This is a genomic window from Enterobacter cloacae complex sp. CARB60 (assembly GCF_036487345.1).
Taxonomy (GTDB): domain Bacteria; phylum Pseudomonadota; class Gammaproteobacteria; order Enterobacterales; family Enterobacteriaceae; genus Enterobacter; species Enterobacter asburiae_D.
On sequence record NZ_JAZKLC010000002.1, the window covers coordinates 1,982,847 to 2,006,403 of the forward strand.

Below are 23,557 nucleotides of genomic sequence, written 5' to 3' on the forward strand. Positions count from 1 at the left end.
AGGGGAGGAACCATGACGCAGCCATTGGCCGGAAAACACATTTTGATTGTTGAAGACGAGCCCGTTTTCCGATCGCTACTGGATTCGTGGTTATCCTCGCTGGGAGCAATCACTTCACTGGCTGAAGATGGCATCGACGCTCTGGAAAAAATGATCAGCATTACGCCCGATTTGATGATTTGCGACATTGCGATGCCGCGCATGAATGGGCTGAAGCTGGTTGAACATCTGCGCAACGAAGGCAATCAGACGCCGATTCTGGTGATCTCTGCCACAGAGAATATGGCGGATATCGCCAAAGCATTACGTCTTGGGGTGCAGGATATTCTGCTTAAACCGGTCAAGGATCTTAACCGGCTGCGAGAAACGGTTTTAGCGTGCCTATATCCGAATATGTTTAATTCCCGGGTAGAGGAAGAGGAGCGTCTTTTCCAGGACTGGGATGCTCTGGTGAGTAATCCACCTGCCGCAGCGAAACTGTTGCAAGAACTCCAGCCGCCCGTACAGCAGACTATTTCACACTGTCGCGTAAATTATCGCCAGCTGGTGGCGGCCGATCAGCCAGGACTGGTGCTGGATATCGCACCGCTATCTGATTCCGACCTTGCATTTTATTCTCTGGATGTCACCAGGGCGGGGGATAATGGCGTATTAGCCGCGTTACTTCTTCGCGCGCTATTTAATGGTTTGCTGCAGGAACAGTTATCGCATCAGGGGCAACGGCTGCCGGAGCTGGGCAGTTTACTCAAACAGGTTAACCAGCTTTTTCGGCAGGCCAATTTGCCCGGGCAGTTCCCGCTGCTGGTCGGCTATTACCACAGCGGTTTAAAGAATCTGATTCTGGTTTCAGCAGGTCTCAACGCTTCACTGAATACCGGTGAACACCATATTCAGGTGAGTAACGGTGTGCCGCTTGGGACATTGGGAACGGCGTATCTTAATCAAATTAGCCACCGCTGTTCCTCCTGGCAGTGCCAAATTTGGGGTGCCGGGGGACGGCTACGCCTAATGTTGTCCACAGAATAAGCAATCGGATCTTAATTTTAAGATTGCTTTACCTGTGTTTTACGGGGAGTGCTACTATCGCTGCCCAGTTTCATGCGTATTTATCCTAATTGATCGGCAACGCGTTCTTTTCAGACCCGGACTGCGGGGCGAGGCTGATATACTCAACGCGTTATTTATTGCATAAAAGTTCAAAACTTGAACAGCTCAGGAGAATTTGAATGGCTGCCCTAAATTCGAAAGTCAGAAAGGCCGTCATCCCGGTAGCGGGATTGGGGACCAGGATGTTACCAGCAACTAAGGCGATTCCTAAAGAGATGCTGCCTCTGGTTGATAAGCCATTAATTCAGTATGTCGTTAATGAATGTATCGCTGCCGGCATCACTGAAATTGTGCTGGTTACGCATTCATCAAAGAACTCTATCGAAAACCATTTCGATACAAGCTTTGAACTTGAAGCCATGCTGGAAAAACGTGTTAAGCGTCAGCTGTTAGAAGAAGTTCAGTCTATTTGCCCTCCACACGTCACCATTATGCAGGTTCGTCAGGGCCTGGCTAAAGGTCTGGGCCACGCTGTTATGTGTGCACATCCTGTTGTGGGTGATGAGCCTGTAGCGGTAATTCTGCCAGACGTTATTCTGGACGAATACGAATCCGATCTTTCTCAGGATAACCTGGCTGAGATGATCAAACGTTTTGACGAAACCGGCAGCAGCCAGATCATGGTTGAGCCTGTTGAAGACGTGACGGCATACGGTGTGGTTGACTGCAAAGGCGTTAACCTTGAGCCGGGCGAAAGCGTGCCAATGGTTGGCGTGGTAGAGAAGCCTAAAGCTGACGTAGCGCCTTCTAACCTGGCCGTTGTAGGTCGCTATGTCCTGAGCGCTGAAATCTGGCCACTGCTGGCGAAAACGCCTCCAGGAGCAGGTGATGAGATCCAGCTGACGGATGCCATCGATATGCTGATCGAGAAAGAGACCGTTGAGGCTTACCATATGAAAGGTAAGAGCCACGACTGCGGTAATAAGCTCGGTTATATGCAGGCGTTTGTTGAATATGGTATTCGCCACAATACCCTTGGTGAAGAATTTAAAACCTGGCTCAAAGAGAACGCAGGTATTAAGAAATAAGCCACGGCTGCAAATGTTCGAAACCGGTGAGGCGCTGCCCACCGGTTTTTTTATGCCCAAAACACCCCGCAACGAGCATGGTTGTAAGCGTTGTGAAATAGCTAAATAACGCTTTATGACAGAGTGTAAGGGGATGTTTGCGACAAATTTTGGTTAAAAAAAATCCCGCGTTATGCGGGATTTTTCTGAATGTGGCGTGATTAATCCTTGATCAGGAAATCATCCAGCTGTTTACCTTGCTCATCCATGGCTTTCTTGATAACAGCAGGAGTACGACCCTGGCCAGTCCAGGTTTTAGTTTCGCCGTTCTCGTCAACGTAGCTATATTTAGCAGGACGAGCAGCACGCTTGGCTTTGGTACCGGTTTTAGCTGCAGCGATGCTGTTCAGCAATTCATTTGGATCGATACCATCAGCAATCAGCATTTCACGATATTGCTGCAGTTTACGAGTACGCTCTTCGATTTCAGCAGCAGCAGCGCTTTCTTCTTCGCGACGTTCATTAACTACAACTTCTAATTTTTCCAGCATTTCTTCAAGCGTTTCGAGGGTGCATTCTCTTGCCTGCGCACGAAGAGTACGGATGTTGTTCAGAATTTTAAGTGCTTCGCTCATTGTAGTAATCTCAAACTTATAATGGGGGGTGGTTTGTTGTCCTAATAATAGAGCCATAAATTCAGATGTGCAATAGCCAGGAATGTAAGGAATTCAAAAAATACTAAATAATGCCGCTATTATTAATTACGCTAACTTAAATTTCATCACCCGACAGTCTCGCTTGTTATCACGTAAACCTGCTTAACCCGGTCGATTGCATCTTTTTTTTGTGACATTTACCGCAGGAATTATAGTTGCGACGGATAAATATCAGCCTTTTGTATTAGTTCCCAGCCGTGATGTTAAGACTGAAATAGTTAATAAATAGTGAATTTTAATGAACGGTGATTCCACTATAAAAAGAAGTGTTATGTTTGGCTGAACTTATAACATATTGGCCTTGCTGAATGCGTTTACTTCATGTTTTAACGGATTATTTTCGAAAACAGAAGGTTCTGAACTCCGCGCTGGACCGCGTCCTCTGTGCGCTGTATCGCTGATGACCTGACAAAATATGGTACAATGACTCATCGGGAATATTACACATTGATTAGGGTTTTACGGCCAATGGCACAACTTTATTTCTACTATTCGGCGATGAATGCCGGTAAATCCACCGCGTTGCTGCAATCCTCATACAATTACCAGGAACGCGGGATGCGTAGCGTTGTTTATACGGCTGAAATTGACGATCGCTTTGGCGCAGGGAAGGTGAGTTCCAGAATAGGGCTCTCGTCGCCTGCCAGGCTGTTTAACCCGAAAACCGATCTGTTTGAAGACATTCGCGCAGAACATGCTGATCGGCCCATTCACTGTGTCCTGGTAGATGAGAGCCAGTTTCTGACGCGTGAACAGGTTCACGCCCTTTCCGAGGTGGTTGATGAGCTCGATATCCCGGTGCTTTGTTACGGGCTGCGCACGGATTTCCGCGGTGAGCTCTTTGCCGGGAGTCAGTATTTGCTTGCCTGGTCGGATAAACTCGTTGAGCTAAAAACGATCTGCTTCTGCGGTCGCAAAGCCAGTATGGTGCTTCGTCTCGACCAGGCCGGAAAACCTTATGCAGATGGTGAGCAGGTGGTGATAGGCGGCAATGAGCGTTATGTATCGGTATGTCGTAAGCATTATAAAGAAGCGCTGTCTGTAGGCTCGCTAAGCGCGATTCAACACGACGACAGAATATAACGTTAGCCTTGTTATTCAGACATAAAAAAACCCGCCATAAAGGCGGGTTTTTCGTTTGCTGTCAGTTAAGCGCTTTTCTTCGCTTTCTTGTCAGCTTTGATGACAGGAACTTCTGTTTTCACAGCAGCAACGTCATTTTCTTTGAACTCACGACCGTAGAAGGTATCCAGAAGAATCTGTTTCAGTTCGGAGATCAGTGGGTAGCGCGGGTTAGCACCAGTACACTGATCATCGAATGCATCTTCAGACAGCTTGTCTACGTGAGCGAGGAAGTCAGCTTCCTGTACGCCCGCTTCACGGATAGATTTTGGAATACCCAGTTCAGCTTTCAGGCTTTCCAGCCATGCCAGCAGTTTCTCAATCTTCGCAGCAGTACGGTCGCCCGGTGCGCTCAGACCAAGGTGGTCTGCGATTTCAGCATAACGACGACGTGCTTGCGGACGGTCGTACTGGCTGAAAGCAGTCTGCTTGGTTGGGTTGTCGTTAGCGTTATAACGGATAACGTTGCTGATCAACAGGGCGTTCGCCAGACCGTGAGGAATGTGGAACTGAGAACCAAGCTTGTGCGCCATAGAGTGGCAAACACCCAGGAAGGCGTTCGCAAACGCGATACCGGCGATGGTTGCTGCACTGTGAACGCGTTCACGTGCTACCGGGTTTTTAGACCCTTCGTTGTAGGACGCTGGCAGGTTTTCTTTCAGCAATTTCAGAGCCTGCAGAGCCTGACCGTCAGAGAACTCAGACGCCAGTACAGAAACGTAGGCTTCCAGGGCGTGAGTTACCGCATCCAGACCACCGAACGCGCACAGTGACTTCGGCATTTCCATGACCAGGTTCGCATCAACGATAGCCATGTCTGGGGTCAGTGCATAGTCAGCCAGTGGGTATTTCTGACCTGTTGCATCGTCTGTTACTACCGCGAATGGCGTAACTTCTGAACCGGTACCGGAAGTGGTGGTTACCGCGATCATTTTCGCTTTTACGCCCATTTTCGGGAACTTGTAGATACGTTTACGGATGTCCATAAAGCGCAGCGCCAGTTCTTCGAAGTGGGTTTCAGGATGCTCGTACATGACCCACATGATTTTCGCGGCGTCCATTGGGGAACCACCGCCCAGTGCGATAATCACATCTGGTTTGAAGGAGTTAGCCAGCTCAGCACCTTTACGCACAACGCTCAGGGTAGGGTCAGCTTCAACTTCAAAGAACACTTCAGTCTCAACGCCAGACGCTTTCAGCACAGAAGTGATCTGGTCAGCGTAGCCGTTGTTGAACAGGAAACGGTCAGTCACGATGAGCGCACGTTTGTGGCCATCAGTAATCACTTCATCCAGCGCGATTGGCAGTGAGCCACGGCGGAAGTAGATAGATTTCGGAAGTTTGTGCCACAACATGTTTTCAGCTCGCTTAGCAACGGTTTTCTTGTTGATCAGGTGTTTTGGACCAACGTTTTCAGAGATGGAGTTACCACCCCAGGAACCACAACCCAGAGTCAGGGAAGGTGCGAGTTTAAAGTTGTACAGGTCACCGATACCACCCTGAGAAGCAGGGGTGTTAATCAGGATACGTGCAGTTTTCATCATCTGACCGAAGTGAGCAACACGTTCTGGCTGGTTATCCTGGTCGGTGTACAGACAAGACGTGTGGCCGATACCGCCCATGGCAACCAGCTTCTCGGCTTTCTCTACCGCGTCTTCGAAATCTTTCGCACGGTACATTGCAAGCGTTGGAGACAGTTTTTCGTGTGCAAACGGCTCGCTTTCGTCGACAACTTTCACTTCACCGATCAGGATTTTGGTTGTAGCCGGAACGGTAAAGCCTGCGAGTTCAGCAATTTTGTACGCTGGCTGACCCACGATAGCGGCGTTCAGCGCGCCATTTTTCAGGATGATGTCCTGAACCGCTTTCAGCTCTTTGCCCTGCAGCATGTAGCCGCCGTGGCTGGCGAAACGTTCGCGAACGGCGTCGTACACGGAATCGACAACAACAACAGACTGTTCAGATGCACAGATCACGCCGTTATCGAAGGTTTTAGACATCAGTACAGACGCAACGGCACGTTTGATGTCAGCGGTTTCGTCGATAACAACAGGGGTGTTACCTGCGCCCACGCCGATGGCTGGTTTACCGGAGCTGTATGCAGCTTTAACCATGCCAGGACCACCGGTCGCCAGGATCAGGTTAATGTCCGGGTGATGCATCAGGGCATTGGAGAGCTCAACGGAAGGTTGGTCGATCCAGCCAATCAGATCTTTTGGTGCGCCAGCAGCGATCGCCGCCTGCAGGACAATATCCGCAGCTTTGTTAGTCGCGTCTTTCGCACGTGGGTGTGGAGAGAAGATGATTGCGTTACGGGTCTTCAGGCTAATCAGTGATTTGAAGATAGCAGTAGACGTTGGGTTAGTAGTCGGAACAATACCGCAGATGATGCCGATAGGTTCAGCGATGGTGATGGTACCGAAGGTGTCGTCTTCGGACAGCACGCCACAGGTTTTCTCATCTTTATAGGCGTTGTAGATATACTCGGAAGCAAAGTGGTTTTTGATCACTTTATCTTCCACGATACCCATGCCGGATTCGGCAACGGCCATTTTAGCGAGAGGGATTCGAGCATCTGCAGCAGCCAGTGCGGCCGCGCGGAAGATTTTATCAACCTGTTCTTGGGTGAAATTGGCATATTCACGCTGGGCTTTTTTAACGCGCTCGACGAGTGCGTTCAGTTCAGCGATATTAGTAACAGCCATAATGCTCTCCTGATAATGTTTAAACTCTTTTAGTAAACCAGCGCTCGATACGTCACACAGTATAGACAGAGCCGATACGACTTGCGTAACACAAAGTAAAACAAAGAGTTACTTTCTGCGTCAGCACACTAATTTACTAAAAGAGCCTTACCTTAGCATCATCCCTTTTTGTCAGGCGATCTCCCTGGGGGCGTAACCAAGATTACTCACTTCTGAGTACGAAAATCATGATCTGTGTCAATTTTCTCCCAAGCTGATACCTTTCAGCAGGGTTATTTTGTGCTGATTTTTCCAGTGTTAAATAATTACGTAAGTATTGGAAGCGGCACTATCATTGATTATACATATGTTTAACATCCTGAAATGATAAAGTTTTGGTACAGATTTCAAGTGAAGTATGCGGATAAAAAGGGTATCTTCAGCGCGATTTCTCATGACAAATTGTCAGTCCCGGGCATGTGTATAAGCGGAGCAAAACGTGATCCAAACGCTCTTTGATTTTCCAACGTATTTTAAATTTTTTATTGGTTTGTTTGCCCTGGTCAACCCGGTGGGGATCATTCCTGTCTTCATTAGTATGACGAGTTACCAGACGGCGGCGGCCAGGAATAAGACCAACCTCACCGCTAACCTGTCAGTGGCTATCATATTGCTCACCTCCCTTTTTCTGGGTGACGCCATTCTCCAGCTCTTCGGGATCTCGATCGACTCTTTCCGCATTGCGGGTGGGATCCTGGTCGTGACCATCGCCATGTCCATGATCAGCGGTAAGCTGGGCGAGGATAAACAGAACAAGCAGGAGAAGTCAGAAACCGCCATCCGCGAAAGTATTGGCGTGGTTCCGCTGGCCTTACCGCTCATGGCTGGCCCCGGTGCCATCAGTTCAACTATTGTCTGGGGCACGCGTTACCATAGCCTGATGCACCTGATTGGTTTTTCCGTCGCCATTGCGCTTTTCGCGCTCTGCTGTTGGGGCGTATTCCGCATGGCACCCTGGCTGGTGCGCCTGTTGGGACAGACGGGCATTAACGTCATAACGCGTATCATGGGCCTGCTGTTGATGGCGTTAGGGATTGAATTCATCGTGACGGGTATTAAAAGCATCTTCCCCGGTTTGCTGCACTGATATTTCGTATGAAAGAACGGAGCGACGGCTCCGTTTTTTTACGTCATTATCAGTAAATCCTATAACTAAAGTTGAAATGCTCACATATCATAATAAATTCTACTAATAATGTTCATTGCTTGTATTTCAACAAGTTATTAATTCCCCTAAAACCCGCCTGCGCAGAAAACCTGCGATCGCTCTGTTATTTTACTCACATGATAGTCTGGGGCTTGCTGAGAGATAACCGAAATGATATTAGTAATTTCAACATTCCCCTAGATGAATGTGCTAAATAATAACCAGTTGTTAAATTTTTGTACAAAATCACTCGATGATAGCGCAGCGACGCGCTTGTAGAGAAAAATTTCTCTATCTTGTTGAATACCATGATTTTTAAGCGGTGTTCGATGTCCGGCAGGGCTGCCCTCAACGATGCGGTACTCACCGTAAAAGAGAATTGCTTAACAAATTTGCAAAATGTATTGGCGCACGTTTACGCCATTTGATACTTTCCGGCCTAATATTTTGCAGCATAAAACAAGCAGATGAGAATTATTTTCATATGGTTCTCTTCTCAGATATCCAGCGCAGGTCTCAAACAGGGGAGGCCTGTAAAGAATCGACGCAAGACGGCCATACGAGCGGTCAGTAATAAAAAAGTCGGTGATAGCAAGCTGTAAAAGAAGAACCTGACAGCAGCAAAAAAAACTCCTGCGCTGTACAGGCCCCAACAGGGGATTACACAGCTGGCGAAGGCCAGTCATTATAATGAGTGGAGTACCAACACAATGTCCATCATCACAAAAAAAAATCTGGTAGCGGCAGGGATTTTAACTGCGCTAATCGCGGGCAACGCTGCAATGGCTGCGGACGTTCCTGCAGGTGTTCAACTGGCGGAGAAGCAGACGCTGGTGCGTAACAACGGTGCGGAAGTTCAGTCTCTTGACCCGCACAAAATTGAAGGTGTTCCTGAGTCTAACGTTAACCGCGACCTGTTCGAAGGCCTGCTGGTGACAGACGTAGACGGCCACCCGGCGCCGGGTGTTGCAGAAAAATGGGAAAACAAAGATTTCAAAGTCTGGACCTTCCATCTGCGTAAAGATGCTAAATGGTCCGACGGTACACCGGTTACAGCCGAAGATTTCGTTTATAGCTGGCAGCGTCTGGCGAATCCAACGACCGCCTCTCCGTATGCGAGCTACCTGCAATATGGCCACATCGCCAATATTGATGACATCATCGCGGGCAAAAAACCGATCACCGATCTGGGCGTAAAAGCGATCGATGCCAATACCTTCGAAGTGACGTTGAGCGAACCTGTTCCGTACTTCTATAAGCTGCTGGTTCACCCGTCCGTTTCCCCGGTTCCAAAATCTGCCGTGGAAAAATTTGGTGAAAAATGGACGCAGCCTGCCAATATCGTGACCAACGGTGCCTATAAGCTGAAAGACTGGGTGGTCAACGAACGTATGGTGCTTGACCGTAACCCGCAGTATTGGGATAACGCGAAAACCGTGATTGACCAGGTGACCTACCTGCCAATCTCTTCCGAAGTGACTGACGTTAACCGCTACCGCAGCGGTGAAATCGACATGACCTATAACAACATGCCGATTGAACTGTTCCAGAAACTGAAAAAAGAGATCCCTAAAGAAGTTCACGTCGATCCGTACCTGTGCACCTACTACTACGAAATCAACAACCAGAAAGCACCGTTTACCGACGTACGTGTACGTACTGCGCTGAAGCTGGCACTGGATCGCGATATCATCGTGAACAAAGTGAAAAACCAGGGCGATCTGCCGGCGTACAGCTATACCCCTCCATACACCGATGGCGCAAAACTGACTGAGCCAGACTGGTTCAAACAGACTCAGGAACAGCGTAACGCCGAAGCGAAGAAACTGCTGGCCGAAGCGGGCTACACCGCAGATAAGCCGCTGACCTTCAGCCTGCTGTACAACACCTCCGATCTGCACAAAAAACTAGCTATCGCCGTCGCCTCGATCTGGAAAAAGAACCTGGGCGCGAACGTGAAGCTGGAGAACCAGGAGTGGAAAACCTTCCTCGACAGCCGTCATCAGGGCACCTTTGATGTGGCGCGTGCTGGCTGGTGTGCGGACTATAACGAACCGACCTCCTTCCTGAACACCATGCTGAGCGACAGCTCGAACAACACCGCTCACTATAAGAGCCCGGCGTTCGACAAGCTGATTGGCGACACGCTGAAAACCACTGACGAAGCGCAGCGTAAAGAACTGTACTCTCAAGCCGAGCAGCAGCTGGATAAAGATTCCGCGATCGTACCGGTTTACTACTACGTTAACGCCCGTCTGGTGAAACCGTGGGTAGGTGGATATACCGGTAAAGACCCGATGGATAATATCTACGTTAAAAACTTGTATATTATCAAGCATTAATGGCAATGAGTGGGGCGGGCGTGCTCGCCCCACGGTGTCTAACCAACGTCACATAATATAGGCACACGCCAGAAGGTACGGGCAATGTTGAAATTTATCCTACGTCGCTGTCTTGAAGCGATTCCAACGCTATTTATTCTCATCACGATTTCCTTCTTCATGATGCGCCTTGCGCCGGGAAGTCCATTTACCGGTGAGCGTACGCTGCCGCCTGAAGTCATGGCGAATATTGAAGCGAAATACCACTTGAACGATCCTATCTCGACCCAGTACTTCAATTACCTGAAGCAGCTGGCCCACGGCGATTTTGGACCGTCATTTAAATATAAAGACTATTCCGTTAACGACCTGGTCGCGTCCAGCTTCCCGGTTTCGGCTAAGTTGGGTGCTGCGGCATTCATTCTGGCCATCGTTTTCGGGGTCACCGCAGGCGTTATCGCCGCGCTCAGACAAAATACCAAATGGGATTATGCCGTAATGGGGGTGGCAATGACCGGGGTAGTAATACCCAGCTTCGTTGTCGCGCCATTACTGGTGATGATATTTGCCATCACGCTGAAGTGGCTGCCTGGCGGCGGCTGGAACGGCGGGGCATTGAAGTTCATGATTTTGCCGATGGTGGCATTATCTCTGGCGTATATCGCCAGTATCGCGCGTATCACCCGTGGTTCAATGATCGAAGTGCTGCACTCGAACTTCATTCGTACCGCGCGCGCGAAAGGGCTGCCGATGCGTCGGATTATCTTCCGCCACGCGCTCAAGCCGGCGCTGTTGCCCGTGCTCTCCTACATGGGGCCGGCATTCGTCGGGATCATCACCGGCTCTATGGTTATCGAAACAATCTACGGCCTGCCTGGTATTGGTCAGCTGTTCGTTAACGGCGCGCTCAACCGCGACTATTCGCTGGTACTGAGCCTGACGATTCTCGTCGGTGCGCTGACCATACTCTTTAACGCTATCGTCGATGTGCTGTATGCCGTCATCGACCCGAAAATTCGTTACTAACGCTGGAGCACGCCATGATGTTGAGTAAGAAAAACAGCGAGGCGCTGGAAAACTTCAGTGAAAAACTGGAAGTAGAAGGTCGTAGCCTCTGGCAGGACGCGCGCCGTCGCTTTATGCACAACCGTGCAGCGGTTGCCAGTCTGGTTGTTCTGGTGATCATCGCGCTGTTTGTGACCCTGGCGCCGATGCTGTCGCAATTTACCTATTTCGACACCGACTGGGGCATGATGTCCAGCGCGCCGGATATGGAATCTGGCCACTATTTCGGCACGGACTCCTCGGGACGCGACCTGCTGGTGCGTGTCGCTATCGGTGGCCGTATCTCGCTGATGGTCGGTATTGCTGCCGCGCTGGTGGCGGTGATCGTGGGGACGCTTTACGGCTCACTTTCCGGCTATCTTGGCGGCAAAATAGACTCGGTAATGATGCGTCTGCTGGAAATCCTGAACTCCTTCCCGTTCATGTTCTTCGTCATCCTGCTGGTGACCTTCTTCGGCCAGAATATCCTGCTGATCTTCGTGGCCATCGGGATGGTGTCCTGGCTGGATATGGCGCGTATCGTTCGCGGCCAGACGCTGAGCCTCAAACGCAAAGAGTTTATCGAAGCCGCGCAGGTAGGCGGTGTATCTACCGGGAATATCGTGGTTCGCCATATCGTTCCTAACGTGCTGGGCGTGGTGGTGGTCTATGCCTCACTGCTGGTGCCAAGCATGATCCTGTTTGAATCTTTCCTGAGCTTCCTGGGTCTGGGTACGCAAGAGCCACTGAGCAGCTGGGGCGCGCTGCTGAGCGATGGCGCAAACTCGATGGAAGTTTCACCGTGGCTGCTGCTTTATCCGGCGGGTTTCCTGGTCGTCACCCTGTTTTGTTTTAACTTTATCGGCGATGGCCTGCGTGATGCCCTCGACCCGAAAGACCGTTAAGGAGCGCCGTCATGACAATTATTGAAACGGCCACTGCGCCACAGGTGCAACAGCAGAACAATCTCCTGCTGGATGTGAAAGACCTCCGCGTGACCTTTAAAACGCCGGACGGGGATGTTACGGCCGTCAACGATCTCAACTTCAACCTGCGCGCGGGTGAAACGCTGGGGATCGTGGGTGAGTCCGGTTCCGGAAAATCCCAGACTGCCTTTGCGCTGATGGGCCTGCTGGCCTCTAACGGCGTGATTGGGGGATCTGCTAAATTCAACGGCCGTGAAATCCTCAACCTGCCAGAACACGAGCTGAACAAGCTGCGTGCTGAACAGATCTCGATGATTTTCCAGGATCCTATGACCTCGCTGAATCCGTATATGCGCGTAGGCGAGCAGCTGATGGAAGTCCTGATGCTGCACAAAGGGCTGGGCAAAGCGGAAGCCTTTGAAGAGTCGGTCAAAATGCTGGATGCGGTGAAAATGCCGGAAGCACGCAAGCGTATGCGCATGTTCCCGCACGAGTTTTCTGGCGGTATGCGTCAGCGCGTGATGATTGCGATGGCGCTGCTGTGCCGTCCAAAGCTGCTGATCGCCGATGAGCCTACCACCGCGCTGGACGTTACCGTTCAGGCGCAAATCATGACCCTGCTGAACGAGCTGAAGCGTGAGTTCAACACGGCGATTATCATGATCACCCACGACCTGGGCGTGGTGGCGGGCATCTGTGACAAAGTGCTGGTGATGTACGCCGGTCGTACCATGGAATACGGCAAAGCGCGCGATGTCTTCTATCAGCCTGCGCACCCGTACTCGATTGGTCTGTTGAATGCGGTGCCGCGTCTGGATGCTGAAGGGGAATCCCTCCTCACCATTCCGGGCAACCCGCCAAACCTGCTGCGTCTGCCGAAAGGCTGCCCGTTCCAGCCGCGCTGCCCGCACGCGATGGAAATCTGCAACAGCGCTCCGCCGCTGGAAGAGTTTGCACCAGGCCGTCTGCGCGCCTGCTTTAAGCCGCAGGAGGAGCTGGTATGAACGCATTAGATGAAAAACGTAACGTGCTGCTCGAAATCGCTGACCTTAAAGTGCATTTCGACATCAAAGACGGCAAACAGTGGTTCTGGCAACCGCCGAAGACCCTGAAAGCGGTGGATGGCGTCACGCTGCGCCTGTACGAAGGGGAAACCCTGGGCGTGGTGGGAGAGTCCGGCTGCGGTAAATCGACCTTCGCGCGAGCCATTATCGGTCTGGTAAAAGCTACCGACGGAAAAGTGGCCTGGCTGGGCAAAGATCTACTGGGCATGAAACCCGACGAGTGGCGCGCGGTGCGCAGCGATATCCAGATGATTTTCCAGGATCCGCTGGCGTCGCTTAACCCGCGTATGACCATCGGCGAGATTATTGCCGAGCCGCTGCGGACCTATCATCCGAAGATGTCTCGTCAGGAAGTGCGCGATCGCGTTAAGGCGATGATGATGAAAGTCGGCCTGTTGCCTAACCTCATCAACCGCTATCCGCATGAATTCTCCGGCGGTCAGTGCCAGCGTATTGGTATTGCCCGTGCGCTGATCCTCGAACCGAAGCTGATTATCTGCGATGAGCCGGTTTCCGCGCTGGACGTCTCCATTCAGGCGCAGGTGGTTAACCTGCTGCAGAAGCTGCAGCGTGAAATGGGGCTGTCGCTGATCTTCATTGCGCACGACCTGGCCGTGGTGAAACACATTTCTGACCGCGTGCTGGTGATGTACCTGGGTCATGCCGTGGAGCTGGGCACCTATGACGAGGTGTACCATAATCCATTGCACCCATACACCAGAGCGCTGATGTCCGCGGTGCCGATCCCCGATCCCGATCTGGAGAAAAATAAAACCATCCAGCTTCTGGAAGGGGAATTACCCTCACCGATTAATCCGCCGTCGGGCTGCGTCTTCCGTACGCGCTGCCCGATGGCCGGGCCGGAATGTGCAAAAACGCGACCGGTTCTCGAAGGCAGTTTCCGACATGCAGTTTCCTGCCTGAAAGTAGACCCGTTATAATCGCAAGGGCTGACATGATGTCAGCCCTTATTTTTTGCGAGGTTACTGTGTCGCGTTTATTCACGTCAGCCCGTCGGCGGCTATATCATTTTTTATTCGATCCTGAAACGGTATCCGGGCGACGCTTCGAAGGTCTTTGCGGTTTATTTGCGCTCCTCAGCGTGGTTGTCATCTTTATTGAATCGGGTGCCGGGACGCAATATCACCTGACGTTTGACGAATGGCATATCTTTGTCTGGCTTGAGCTGGCGATTACCCTGGTCTTCACCGCCGAATATCTCCTCCGGGTAATAGCCTGGCCCAACCCGGCCAGATATGTTTTCAGCTTCTGGGGATTTATCGATTTAGCCACCATCCTTCCGCTCTACGTGATGTGGCTTTGGCCGGAGATCAGCCTGAGCTATGTCTTTGCCTGGCGAGCGATGCGCGTGATTCGGGTATTGCGTATTTTGAAATTACTGCGTTTTATGCCGTCACTGCGCATATTCTGGAGTGCGATCGTCAGCGCGCGGCATCAGCTAATTCTGTTCTATTCGTTTATTGCCATCGTCATGATTGTTTTTGGCGCGCTGATGTATTTAATAGAAGGGCCCAAATATGGCTTTACGACGCTGAATGCGTCCGTCTATTGGGCGATTGTAACCGTCACTACCGTGGGTTACGGCGATATCACGCCCCATACGCCGCTGGGTCGTATTGTCGCGTCAGTGCTGATTTTGATTGGCTATTCGGTGATTGCGATCCCGACGGGACTGATTACCACGCACATGAGCAGTGCATTTCAGAGCCGTAAGCAGCAGCGCAAGTGTCCTCATTGCCAGCAGGGCGAACATGAACACAGCGCGCGGTTTTGTTACCGCTGCGGCAGTGAATTGCCGGAGTAAATAAAAAAGGCTGCAATCGCAGCCTTTTTTATTATTCGCGCCAGAGTATATGGCACAGCTTATGGTCTTTCTCACGACAGAGCAGGACGCGCGCGAAGATATCGTTAATTTCGCCGCCGTCTTCATCGGCCAGCCCAATCACCACTTCGGCAAAGAAGTCAGGATTAAGGTCGAAATCCACATGCTCAGCCCAGTCTTCTGAAGGGTCGAACAATTCAGCGCCGCCGCGCTCTTCGAACTGCAGATTAAAGAGGATCACGTCTGCGGGATCGAGGTTATCAACCGCCAGTTCGAGAAAAATGTCATAGGCCTGCTCGAGCGTTTCGTCTTCGGTCAGGCGATTGTTCAGATCCATTTCCATGATGACTACCTGTTTAACATCGTTGGGCACGTTTTACAGCAACGGACTAAAGAAGTAAAACAGTCGTTCGGCAATTCTCTGCCACAGCGGACGTTTTACCCACAGTCTGGCATCCAGCAGCCGCGAGCGGGAGATATAATCATCCTGCACCGCGGCGAGATCGCCGCCAAAGCCGGCATCATCAATGACCAGCGTAATTTCAAAGTTCAGCCACAGGCTACGCATATCCAGGTTGACCGTTCCCACCAGGCTCAGTTCACCGTCGACGAGAACGCTCTTGGTGTGAAGTAATCCGCCTTCAAACTGGTAAATTTTCACCCCGGCGGCCAGCAGTTCGCTAAAGAATGCCCGGCTGGCCCAGCCTACCAGTAGGGAGTCATTTTTGCGCGGCAAAATGATGCTCACATCGACGCCGCGCTGCGCGGCGGTACAGATCGCGTGCAGGAGGTCGTCGCTGGGGACAAAGTAGGGCGTCGTCATGATCAGATATTCACGCGCTGAGTAGGTTGCCGTCAGCAGCGCCTGATGAATTAAGTCCTCCGGGAAGCCCGGTCCGGAAGCAATGGTATGAATGGTGTGACCGCTGGCCTCTTCAAACGGCATAATATTGCCGTCCGGCGGCGGCGGCAGGATACGCTTGCCGGTTTCAATCTCCCAGTCGCAGGAATACACGATGCCCATCGAGGTGGCAATCGGCCCCTCCATTCGCGCCATCAAATCAACCCATTGGCCTACGCCCGAGTCCTGTTTAAAGAAGCGCGGGTCAACCATGTTCATGCTGCCGGTGTAGGCAATATAGTTATCGATCATGATCATTTTGCGATGCTGGCGGAGATCCATTCGGCGCAGAAACACGCGCAGGAGATTTACCTTCAACGCTTCAACCACCTCGATCCCGGCATTGCGCATCATGCCCGCCCAGGGGCTGCGGAAAAATGCCACGCTGCCCGCGGAGTCAAGCATCAGACGGCAGTGAATGCCGCGTCGAGCGGCGGCCATCAGCGATTCAGCAACCTGGTCAGCCATTCCTCCGGGCTGCCAGATATAAAAAACCATCTCGATATTATGACGAGCCAGCTGGATATCGCGGATTAACGCCTGCATGACGTCGTCGGATGAGGTCAGCAGCTGGAGTTGATTGCCCTTAACTCCGCCAATCCCCTGACGGCGCTCGCACAGCTTAAACAGTGACGAGGCGACGCTGCTGTTCTCCTCGGCAAAGATATGCTTGCAGGCTTTAAGGTCGTGGAGCCACTTCGCGGTTGAGGGCCACATGGCACGGGCCCGCTCGGCGCGGCGTTTACCCAGATGAAGCTCGCCGAAAGAGAGATAGGCAATAATTCCCACCAGCGGGAGGATGTAGATTATCAGAAGCCAGGCCATGGCAGAGGGTACGGCTCTGCGCTTCATCAGGATGCGTAATGTCACACCCGCGATTAACAGCCAGTATCCCAAAATGACCAGCCAACTCACCACGGTGTAGAAGGTTGTCATAGGTAAAAAAATCCTTTTGAAAGCGTATTGTTATGAGTGTACGCATCAGGATTCATCTGGTAAATAAAAACGCCAGGTAAAAGCGCTGGTTTGCTGCCGGGTTGGGTTTATAATGGCGATTCTGTTAGTGAAAGAGTTGTAGACATGAAGCGCAGTAGAACTGAAGTAGGGCGCTGGCGCATGTTGCGACAGGTGAGTCGTCGCAAGGCTCGTTGGCTGGAAGCACAATCCCGCCGCAATATGCGTATTCACGCCATCAGAAAATGTGGATTGACCAGGCACCGCAATGCGTTGCTGTTCGCAGTCCAGGATATCTGAAACCATGAGGGCACCGTAATGGTGCCCGCTGATTTTATAGCGTCTGATTTTTTGGGAATAGCGTATTTGCAGCGTTGTTCCTGTTGCGTTTAGCAAAAGGAGGGAGAAGTGTTTGCGGAGTTTGGCGTACTGAATTTCTGGACGTATGTTGTGGGCGCGTTTTTTATCGTGCTGGTGCCAGGACCGAATACCCTGTTTGTGCTCAAAACCGGGATTGGCCACGGTGTTAAAAAAGGGTATCTCGCCGCCACAGGCGTATTTATCGGCGATGCGGTGCTGATGTTTCTGGCCTGGGCGGGCGTCGCGGCATTAATTCAGACTACGCCGGTACTGTTCAATATCGTGCGCTATCTCGGGGCCTTCTACCTGCTCTGGCTGGGGGGCAAAATGCTCTGGTCGGTGGTGAACCGTCAAAAAAACGCTCATGAGAGCGGGCCTGAACCGGCCAGTATGATCATGAAACGTTCGCTGGTGTTAAGCCTGACCAACCCCAAAGCGATTCTGTTCTACGTATCGTTCTTCGTTCAGTTCATTGACGTGAATGCACAGAGCACCGGCACTTCTTTCCTGATCCTCGCGACGACGCTGGAGTTAATAAGCTTCATGTACATGAGCTTCCTGATCTTCTCCGGCGCGTTTGTCACACGTTACCTGAAAACCAAAAAGAAGCTGGCAAAGCTGGGGAACGGTCTGATAGGGCTGCTGTTTGTCGGGTTTGCGGCGAGGTTGGCGTCGCTGCATTGATGTATGAAAGGCTCCTGAGGGAGCCTTTTTTATTATGTTTGACAACCCCTCATTATTTAGTTGTATAGTACAACTAAATAATGAGGACAGAACATGCACAGTGAAACCCCGGTAGTCAGTGTTATTCGACGTTCCTCGCGCCTGATGGTGCGAGAGTTAGGTTTTATGGCCTCGACCCTGGCCTCAACAAATTACTCGCCTTCGGCCGTCCATACCCTGGTCGAAATAGCCCTACGCAAAGAGATGACGGCGAGTCAGCTGGTGCAGCTGCTGGGCCTGGAAAAGTCCAGCGTCAGCCGGATGCTGGCTCGCCTGATTGCCGCGGGTGAACTCGAGGAAGTGACTTCACCTAAAGATGCGAGAGCGAAGAGTCTCAGGCTGACCGCGAAAGGTCATGAGACGGCCAGTAAAATTAATACCTTCAGCAATGAGCGAGTGGTCTCAGCAATAAAAAGTCTTGCTCCTGCCCAACAGCAGACCATTTCTGAGGGACTCTCCCTTTATGCCAACGCGCTGCTGGCGTGCCGTGAGACGCCCAACGACACGCGCCCCGACGAGCTCACGGTAGTGCAGGGGTACATTCCCGGGATGATTGGCCGTATTGCGGAGATGCACGGGGTCTATTACGCGCGCGAGCATCATTTTGGCCGCTTTTTTGAGGCCAAAGTGGCTACAGGGGTTGCAGAATTTAGTGAGCGGTTGGATAAGCCGTGCAACCAGATCTGGCTGGCGGTGATGAACGGCAGGATAGTGGGAGCGGTGGCGATAGATGGCGAGGATTTAGCGCCGGGTGAAGCCCATCTTCGCTGGTTTATTCTTGACGATGGCTGCCGGGGGCACGGGGTGGGGAAAAAACTGCTGACCGAAGCGATGCGCTTTTGCGACAGCGTTGGTTTCTCTGCCGTGCACCTCTGGACATTCAATAAGCTGACCGCCGCCCGGCGTCTGTACGAGTCGTTTGGGTTTACGCTGGTAAAAGAGTGGGAAGGCGACCAGTGGGGAAGCCTGATTACAGAGCAGCAGTTTACCCGGCATAGAGACGCATAACCGCCGCGATAAAAAAGGCTCCTTTCGGAGCCGCTTTGGTATCAGAACACTTTCTTATACGGTCGAACCGTCACTTTCGCATACACACCTGCTGCGACATACGGATCTGCGTCAGCCCATGCCTGAGCGGTTTCCTGAGATTCAAACTCAGCAATCACGGTGGAACCGGCAAAACCGGCGGCGCCCGGATCGTTGCTGTCTACTGCAGGCATTGGGCCGGCGGTCAGTAATCGGCCCTCATCCTGGAGCAGCTGCAAACGTGCCAGATGTGCAGGGCGCACAGCCTGGCGTTTTTCGAGCGAATCAGCAACATCTTCAGAGTAAATCACGTAAAACACGGCGAAGCTCCTTAACCGGTAAAAGTGTCAGTTACGTTATGTGAAAGGGCAAACGACTGCAATGTAAAATAAAAACAATGTTAATACGCTGATCTGAATGCGCCTTTTTTGGCCTCTCATGCGCTAAAGTTGCGCCAGAACAAAGTGTCTTATTGAATATGATTGCTATTTGCATTTAAAATCAGTGTTCGGTTTTTTAACGTTGATGATTATGACTTCGATGACCCTTGATTTACCTCGCCGCTTTCCCTGGCCGACGCTACTTTCCGTCGTGATTCACGGTGCTGTTGTGGCGGGCTTGCTGTATACCTCGGTTCATCAGGTTATTGAAATGCCCGCGCCCGCGCAGCCGATCTCGGTGACGATGGTCTCGCCAGCGGATCTCGAACCGCCGCAGGTTGCCCCTCCGCCGCCGCAGCCGGTAGCTGAACCTGAGCCAGAACCCGAGCCCATTCCGGAGCCACCGAAGGAAGCGCCGGTGGTGATCCACAAGCCTGAACCGAAGCCTAAACCTAAGCCGAAGCCAAAACCGGTGAAGAAGGTCGAGGAGCGTCCAAAACGCGAAGAACGTCCGGTCGAACCGCGCGCGACCCAGACTGTCGAGAATGCGGCGCCTTCGCGTCCGGTGATGAATAACACCGCGACAGCGCCTAAGCCGACAGTCAGTGCCCCAGCGGGCCCGCGCGCGCTGAGTCGCAACCAGCCTCAGTACCCGGCGCGTGCTCAGGCCTTACGTATTGAAGGCCGCGTACGGGTTAAATTTGACGTCACTGCGGATGGCCGCGTGGATAACGTGGAAATCTTGTCGGCTCAACCTTCTAATATGTTTGAGCGTGAAGTGAAATCGGCGATGCGCAGATGGCGCTATGAAGCCGGAAAACCGGGCAGCGGACTGATTGTGAATATTGTTTTCCGCCTGAACGGCGGGGCGCAGATGGAATAAAAAAAAGCCTCCTGATGGAGGCTTTTTTATGCCTGTCGATCAGGCCTGCGGAAGTTGACGAGGTTTACCCTCGCTATCCACGGCGACATAAATAAACAGCGCTTCGGTGGCCTTATAACGCTGCCCAATAGGTTCGGAAGAGACTTTCTTAACCCATACTTCGATGTTGATTGAAATAGAGGTGTTGCCGCGTTTGACGCAGCGCGCGTAGCAGCAAACGACATCTCCCACCGCAACCGGGCGCAGGAAGGTCATGCCGTCCACTCGCACAGTCACCACGCGCCCGTGAGCAATCTCTTTTGCCAGAATTGCGCCGCCCATATCCATTTGCGACATCAGCCAGCCGCCAAAAATATCGCCATTGGCATTGGTGTCAGCGGGCATTGCCAGTGTGCGTAAAACCAGTTCGCCCTGCGGGGCGTTATTTGTTGTCATTGTTTTAACTCGTAACGGAAGACTTCAGGCGGGATGCTACTATGATTTCACAGCGGAGAGAATAGACCAGAACGCCTGTCGCTGACGTTCTGGTCAGTCATTAATCAGTGCTTATCGTCCTGCGGCATGTGGCGATAGATGTATACGCCGCTTAACAGCGTGAAGATAAGCGTTAGCGCGGTCAGGCCGAAGACCTTGAAGTTGACCCAGATATTCTGCGGCAGCCAGAAGGCGATATAGATATTGGCAAGACCACAGAGAATAAAGAAGACCGCCCAGGCGATATTCAGACGGGACCAGACTTCCTGAGGCAGCGTTAGCTCTTTGCCCAGCATGCGCTGAATCAGCGGCTTTTTCATGACCCACTGGCTAATTAACAATGCGCCCGCAAACAACGCGTAAATAACGGTCACTTTCCACTTAATAAATTCATCATTGTGGAAGAACAGCGTAAGCCCGCCGAACACGGCGACCAGGACGAACGTTATCAGCGCCATCTTTTCGACTTTACGATAGCGAACCCAGCTGTAGATCAGGACAACGGCGGTCGCAACGATCAGCGCAGTGGTCGCGGCGTAAATGTCATACAGCTTATAAAAAGCAAAAAAGACCACGAGCGGTAAAAAATCAAGAAACTGCTTCATTCTGTGATTCCATCTTCTGAACGGGGCGGGAGACAGCACTGCCCCCGCCTCAGGATTACTGACGAATTAACATATACAGGCGGAACAGATAGACCAGCAGTACCGCTGAAATTAGATTGCTCAGCGTATTCGCCACTACCGCGCCAACATTGGGCGTTAATACCGCAAAATTCGGTGCAAACAGCAGCAGGAGCGTTTTGGCGAGCAGCCAGCCGATCACGGCGGGCGCTACCAGACGCATATTAGCCCATGCCAGTCTGATGCTGCTGCGCATTGCGGTAAAAATCCCCATCTTTTCCTGCACGACCATCACAGGCGCAAATGAGAGCACGATAGCCAGTAATACGCCCGGCACCACGACCAGCATAATCCCCATTTGCACCAGCATGGTGGTTAAAAAGATCAGGATAAACAGCTTAGGTAGGACTGGCGCACTGGCACCAATCGCCCGTAAGGCGCTGACCCGGTGACCCGCCGATACCAGCTGAATCATCAGCAAAACGCCGCCCGCCAGAACCGCATTACCAATCAGGCCTGAGAACGTGGATGCGGCAGAAGCCCGCAGCAGAATTTGCTGCTGCTCCGGCGTCATGTTTTGCACCAGTTCAAATAGCCCCACGCTTCCGGCAAGGTGGTCACCCTGGCTCAGGCTGGCAATCTGTTCATCACTCGGTGAGAAGGCATGGCCCAGCACCACCGTGATAAAGGCACATAACAACGCGATCAGTAAAAAGGTTATGAACTGATTGCGGAAAAAGTTTCCCGTGTCACGGTAGACAGACTTCGCCGTGATAGACATGCACTCTCCTTGAGTATTGCAGGTGTTAATTAGCCGGCAATTGTACACCGGATGCAGCTGCTGTGGCAGCATCAAGGCTTGTATGGAAAAGCATATCTTTGTAAAGCGGCGGTAATCCAACGCGCGCCCGGGCGCGATTGCAGGCTTCGTTGACCTGCCCATCCTCCCCCGACATGGCAAATTCCCGGCACGGGCTGGGCCGATCCTCATAGATGGAACATCGGGTAGAGACCCCGGGCTCACCCTGTAGCGCGACGCAGCGCACCTGCTTTTGGTTTGTGCCGCTCATGCAGCGCAGAAAAGGCGTTAGCGGCTCTGTGAGATGAACCGGGACGGCACCGCCGCCATCGCTGGCTTCGGCCCAGTAGAAAGAGACTCGAAAATACGCACAACAGGCTCCGCACGTCATGCACGGGTTGATATCACTCATGGCACACCTGCAAAAGAAGAACGCATCAAATCAACTTGTGAGAGCGATAAATTATCCAGCCGCCAGAGGAAGAGCAAGAGGAGGAAAAGGGAAAATTTTGTAACCGTGAAATGCCAAAAATTGACATGGAAACAACTTATCGCTTTTGGATGCGTAACAAAAAATTAATCCAGATCAATGAATGTTAAGTTACTGGTTTTAATGTGATCTGTAGCAGATCACTTATTACTCATTTATGAGTATATTCTCACCCGCTATTAAAACCACAACGATGGAGCGGATATGAAAAAATTAGCGGTGGCAGCCCTTGTATTAAGCAGTCTCTCTGGCGGCGCGTATGCGCATGAAGCAGGCGAATTCTTTATTCGTGCCGGTTCGGCTACGGTTCGCCCAACTGAAGGATCCGATAACGTGCTGGGTATGGGCGGTTTTAACGTCAGTAATAACACCCAGTTAGGGTTAACCTTTACTTATATGGCGACGGAAAACGTGGGTGTTGAGCTTCTGGCTGCAACGCCGTTCCGTCATCGCGTGGGTCTGGGCGCAACCGGTGATATCGCTACGGTTCACCATTTACCGCCAACGCTGATGGCGCAATGGTATTTTGGCGATGCCAGCAGTAAGGTGCGTCCTTATATTGGCGCCGGCGTGAACTACACCACCTTCTTTGACGAGAAGTTTAACGATACCGGTAAAGAGGCCGGTCTGACTGACCTCAGCCTGAAAGATTCATGGGGTATGGCGGGGCAGGTCGGTCTGGATTATCTGATTAACCGCGACTGGCTGATCAACGCCTCGGTCTGGTATATGGATATTGATACGGACGTACGCTTCAAGGCGGGCGGTCAGCAGCAGAGTATCAATACTCGCCTGGATCCGTGGGTGTTTATGTTCTCTGCGGGTTATCGTTTCTGATCCGCCGTCAAACTGGCCACAGGGTGGCCAGTTTGCTTTGCTCACTTCAAAACGACGGATAAACCG

Annotated in this window: 24 protein-coding genes; 15 read left to right on the forward strand and 9 right to left on the reverse strand. The window is 51.8% G+C overall.

Annotated features, from left to right (window positions below; translation table 11 throughout):
- Positions 1-12: 12 nt before the first annotated feature.
- Complete coding sequence (gene rssB / locus V4835_RS10455) at positions 13-1,026, forward strand: two-component system response regulator RssB (RefSeq protein ID WP_063143897.1); 1,014 nt, start codon at positions 13-15, stop codon at positions 1,024-1,026.
- Positions 1,027-1,226: 200 nt separating this feature from the next.
- Complete coding sequence (gene galU, locus V4835_RS10460; RefSeq protein ID WP_063143898.1) at positions 1,227-2,135, forward strand: UTP--glucose-1-phosphate uridylyltransferase GalU; 909 nt, start codon at positions 1,227-1,229, stop codon at positions 2,133-2,135.
- A gap of 200 nt (positions 2,136-2,335) precedes the next feature.
- On the opposite strand, the gene hns is transcribed toward galU, so the two are convergent.
- A complete protein-coding gene (hns, locus tag V4835_RS10465; protein ID WP_028013434.1) occupies positions 2,336-2,749 on the reverse strand; it encodes a histone-like nucleoid-structuring protein H-NS in 414 nt (137 codons plus the stop codon).
- A 549-nt stretch (positions 2,750-3,298) separates the two neighbouring features.
- Between hns and tdk the strand changes: the two genes are divergently transcribed.
- Positions 3,299-3,913 carry a thymidine kinase gene (tdk, locus tag V4835_RS10470; RefSeq protein ID WP_063143899.1) on the forward strand — a complete coding sequence of 205 codons (615 nt, stop codon included), beginning with the start codon at positions 3,299-3,301 and terminating at the stop codon, positions 3,911-3,913.
- 65 nt (positions 3,914-3,978) lie between these two features.
- Here the strand turns inward: tdk and adhE are convergent, their stop codons facing one another.
- Positions 3,979-6,657, reverse strand: coding sequence for a bifunctional acetaldehyde-CoA/alcohol dehydrogenase (gene adhE / locus V4835_RS10475; protein WP_063143900.1), 2,679 nt, complete (start codon positions 6,655-6,657; stop codon positions 3,979-3,981).
- Between the two features lie 478 nt (positions 6,658-7,135).
- On the opposite strand from adhE, the gene V4835_RS10480 reads away from it, so the two are divergent.
- The 7 genes from V4835_RS10480 to V4835_RS10510 all read left to right on the forward strand — a co-directional run bounded on the left by V4835_RS10480 (position 7,136) and on the right by V4835_RS10510 (position 15,023).
- Positions 7,136-7,783: a YchE family NAAT transporter gene (locus V4835_RS10480; RefSeq protein ID WP_023312098.1), complete on the forward strand. Its 648-nt coding sequence runs from the start codon at positions 7,136-7,138 to the stop codon at positions 7,781-7,783.
- A 770-nt stretch (positions 7,784-8,553) separates the two neighbouring features.
- Positions 8,554-10,185 carry an oligopeptide ABC transporter substrate-binding protein OppA gene (gene oppA, locus V4835_RS10485; protein ID WP_063143901.1) on the forward strand — a complete coding sequence of 544 codons (1,632 nt, stop codon included), beginning with the start codon at positions 8,554-8,556 and terminating at the stop codon, positions 10,183-10,185.
- An 84-nt stretch (positions 10,186-10,269) separates the two neighbouring features.
- Positions 10,270-11,190 carry an oligopeptide ABC transporter permease OppB gene (oppB, locus tag V4835_RS10490; protein WP_008502786.1) on the forward strand — a complete coding sequence of 307 codons (921 nt, stop codon included), beginning with the start codon at positions 10,270-10,272 and terminating at the stop codon, positions 11,188-11,190.
- A 14-nt stretch (positions 11,191-11,204) separates the two neighbouring features.
- Positions 11,205-12,113, forward strand: coding sequence for an oligopeptide ABC transporter permease OppC (gene oppC, locus V4835_RS10495; RefSeq protein ID WP_023312096.1), 909 nt, complete (start codon positions 11,205-11,207; stop codon positions 12,111-12,113).
- 11 nt (positions 12,114-12,124) lie between these two features.
- Positions 12,125-13,138 carry an ABC transporter ATP-binding protein gene (locus V4835_RS10500; protein WP_029741727.1) on the forward strand — a complete coding sequence of 338 codons (1,014 nt, stop codon included), beginning with the start codon at positions 12,125-12,127 and terminating at the stop codon, positions 13,136-13,138.
- Positions 13,135-14,139: a murein tripeptide/oligopeptide ABC transporter ATP-binding protein OppF gene (gene oppF, locus V4835_RS10505; RefSeq protein WP_023335972.1), complete on the forward strand. Its 1,005-nt coding sequence runs from the start codon at positions 13,135-13,137 to the stop codon at positions 14,137-14,139. The genes V4835_RS10500 and oppF overlap by 4 nt, the downstream gene beginning before the upstream one ends.
- 14 nt (positions 14,140-14,153) lie before the next feature.
- Positions 14,154-15,023, forward strand: a complete 870-nt coding sequence (locus V4835_RS10510) for an ion transporter (protein WP_063143903.1) — start codon at positions 14,154-14,156, stop codon at positions 15,021-15,023.
- Positions 15,024-15,054: 31 nt separating this feature from the next.
- Here V4835_RS10510 and V4835_RS10515 read toward each other — a convergent pair whose 3' ends face one another.
- The gene (locus V4835_RS10515; protein ID WP_006810881.1) at positions 15,055-15,384 is read right to left on the reverse strand and encodes an HI1450 family dsDNA-mimic protein; all 330 of its coding nucleotides are present in this window, start codon (positions 15,382-15,384) and stop codon (positions 15,055-15,057) included.
- Positions 15,385-15,417: 33 nt separating this feature from the next.
- Complete coding sequence (gene cls / locus V4835_RS10520; RefSeq protein ID WP_023335970.1) at positions 15,418-16,878, reverse strand: cardiolipin synthase; 1,461 nt, start codon at positions 16,876-16,878, stop codon at positions 15,418-15,420.
- Positions 16,879-17,022: 144 nt separating this feature from the next.
- On the opposite strand from cls, the gene V4835_RS10525 reads away from it, so the two are divergent.
- The 3 genes from V4835_RS10525 (at position 17,023) to V4835_RS10535 (ending at position 18,987) form a co-directional block, all read left to right on the forward strand.
- The gene (locus tag V4835_RS10525; RefSeq protein ID WP_086379783.1) at positions 17,023-17,196 is read left to right on the forward strand and encodes a YciY family protein; all 174 of its coding nucleotides are present in this window, start codon (positions 17,023-17,025) and stop codon (positions 17,194-17,196) included.
- A gap of 108 nt (positions 17,197-17,304) precedes the next feature.
- Positions 17,305-17,940, forward strand: a complete 636-nt coding sequence (gene leuE / locus V4835_RS10530; RefSeq protein WP_023312092.1) for a leucine efflux protein LeuE — start codon at positions 17,305-17,307, stop codon at positions 17,938-17,940.
- A 93-nt stretch (positions 17,941-18,033) separates the two neighbouring features.
- Positions 18,034-18,987, forward strand: coding sequence for a bifunctional helix-turn-helix transcriptional regulator/GNAT family N-acetyltransferase (locus V4835_RS10535; RefSeq protein WP_331412115.1), 954 nt, complete (start codon positions 18,034-18,036; stop codon positions 18,985-18,987).
- A gap of 41 nt (positions 18,988-19,028) precedes the next feature.
- On the opposite strand, the gene V4835_RS10540 is transcribed toward V4835_RS10535, so the two are convergent.
- Complete coding sequence (locus tag V4835_RS10540) at positions 19,029-19,325, reverse strand: YciI family protein (RefSeq protein ID WP_032656697.1); 297 nt, start codon at positions 19,323-19,325, stop codon at positions 19,029-19,031.
- A gap of 220 nt (positions 19,326-19,545) precedes the next feature.
- Between V4835_RS10540 and tonB the strand changes: the two genes are divergently transcribed.
- The gene (gene tonB / locus V4835_RS10545; RefSeq protein WP_331414108.1) at positions 19,546-20,268 is read left to right on the forward strand and encodes a TonB system transport protein TonB; all 723 of its coding nucleotides are present in this window, start codon (positions 19,546-19,548) and stop codon (positions 20,266-20,268) included.
- A gap of 39 nt (positions 20,269-20,307) precedes the next feature.
- On the opposite strand, the gene yciA is transcribed toward tonB, so the two are convergent.
- The 4 genes from yciA to V4835_RS10565 all read right to left on the reverse strand — a co-directional run bounded on the left by yciA (position 20,308) and on the right by V4835_RS10565 (position 22,576).
- The gene (gene yciA / locus V4835_RS10550) at positions 20,308-20,703 is read right to left on the reverse strand and encodes an acyl-CoA thioester hydrolase YciA (RefSeq protein ID WP_023335966.1); all 396 of its coding nucleotides are present in this window, start codon (positions 20,701-20,703) and stop codon (positions 20,308-20,310) included.
- A gap of 104 nt (positions 20,704-20,807) precedes the next feature.
- Entirely contained in the window at positions 20,808-21,347 is a 540-nt protein-coding gene (locus V4835_RS10555; protein WP_023312088.1) for a septation protein A, read from the reverse strand.
- 55 nt (positions 21,348-21,402) lie between these two features.
- Positions 21,403-22,146 (reverse strand): YciC family protein, encoded by a 744-nt coding sequence (locus V4835_RS10560; RefSeq protein WP_063145431.1) that lies wholly within the window; start codon positions 22,144-22,146, stop codon positions 21,403-21,405.
- A 25-nt stretch (positions 22,147-22,171) separates the two neighbouring features.
- Positions 22,172-22,576: a YkgJ family cysteine cluster protein gene (locus V4835_RS10565; RefSeq protein WP_063145430.1), complete on the reverse strand. Its 405-nt coding sequence runs from the start codon at positions 22,574-22,576 to the stop codon at positions 22,172-22,174.
- A 282-nt stretch (positions 22,577-22,858) separates the two neighbouring features.
- Here V4835_RS10565 and ompW point away from each other — a divergent pair, with 282 nt between their 5' ends.
- The gene (gene ompW / locus V4835_RS10570) at positions 22,859-23,491 is read left to right on the forward strand and encodes an outer membrane protein OmpW (protein WP_023312086.1); all 633 of its coding nucleotides are present in this window, start codon (positions 22,859-22,861) and stop codon (positions 23,489-23,491) included.
- The last annotated feature ends 66 nt before the right edge of the window (positions 23,492-23,557 follow it).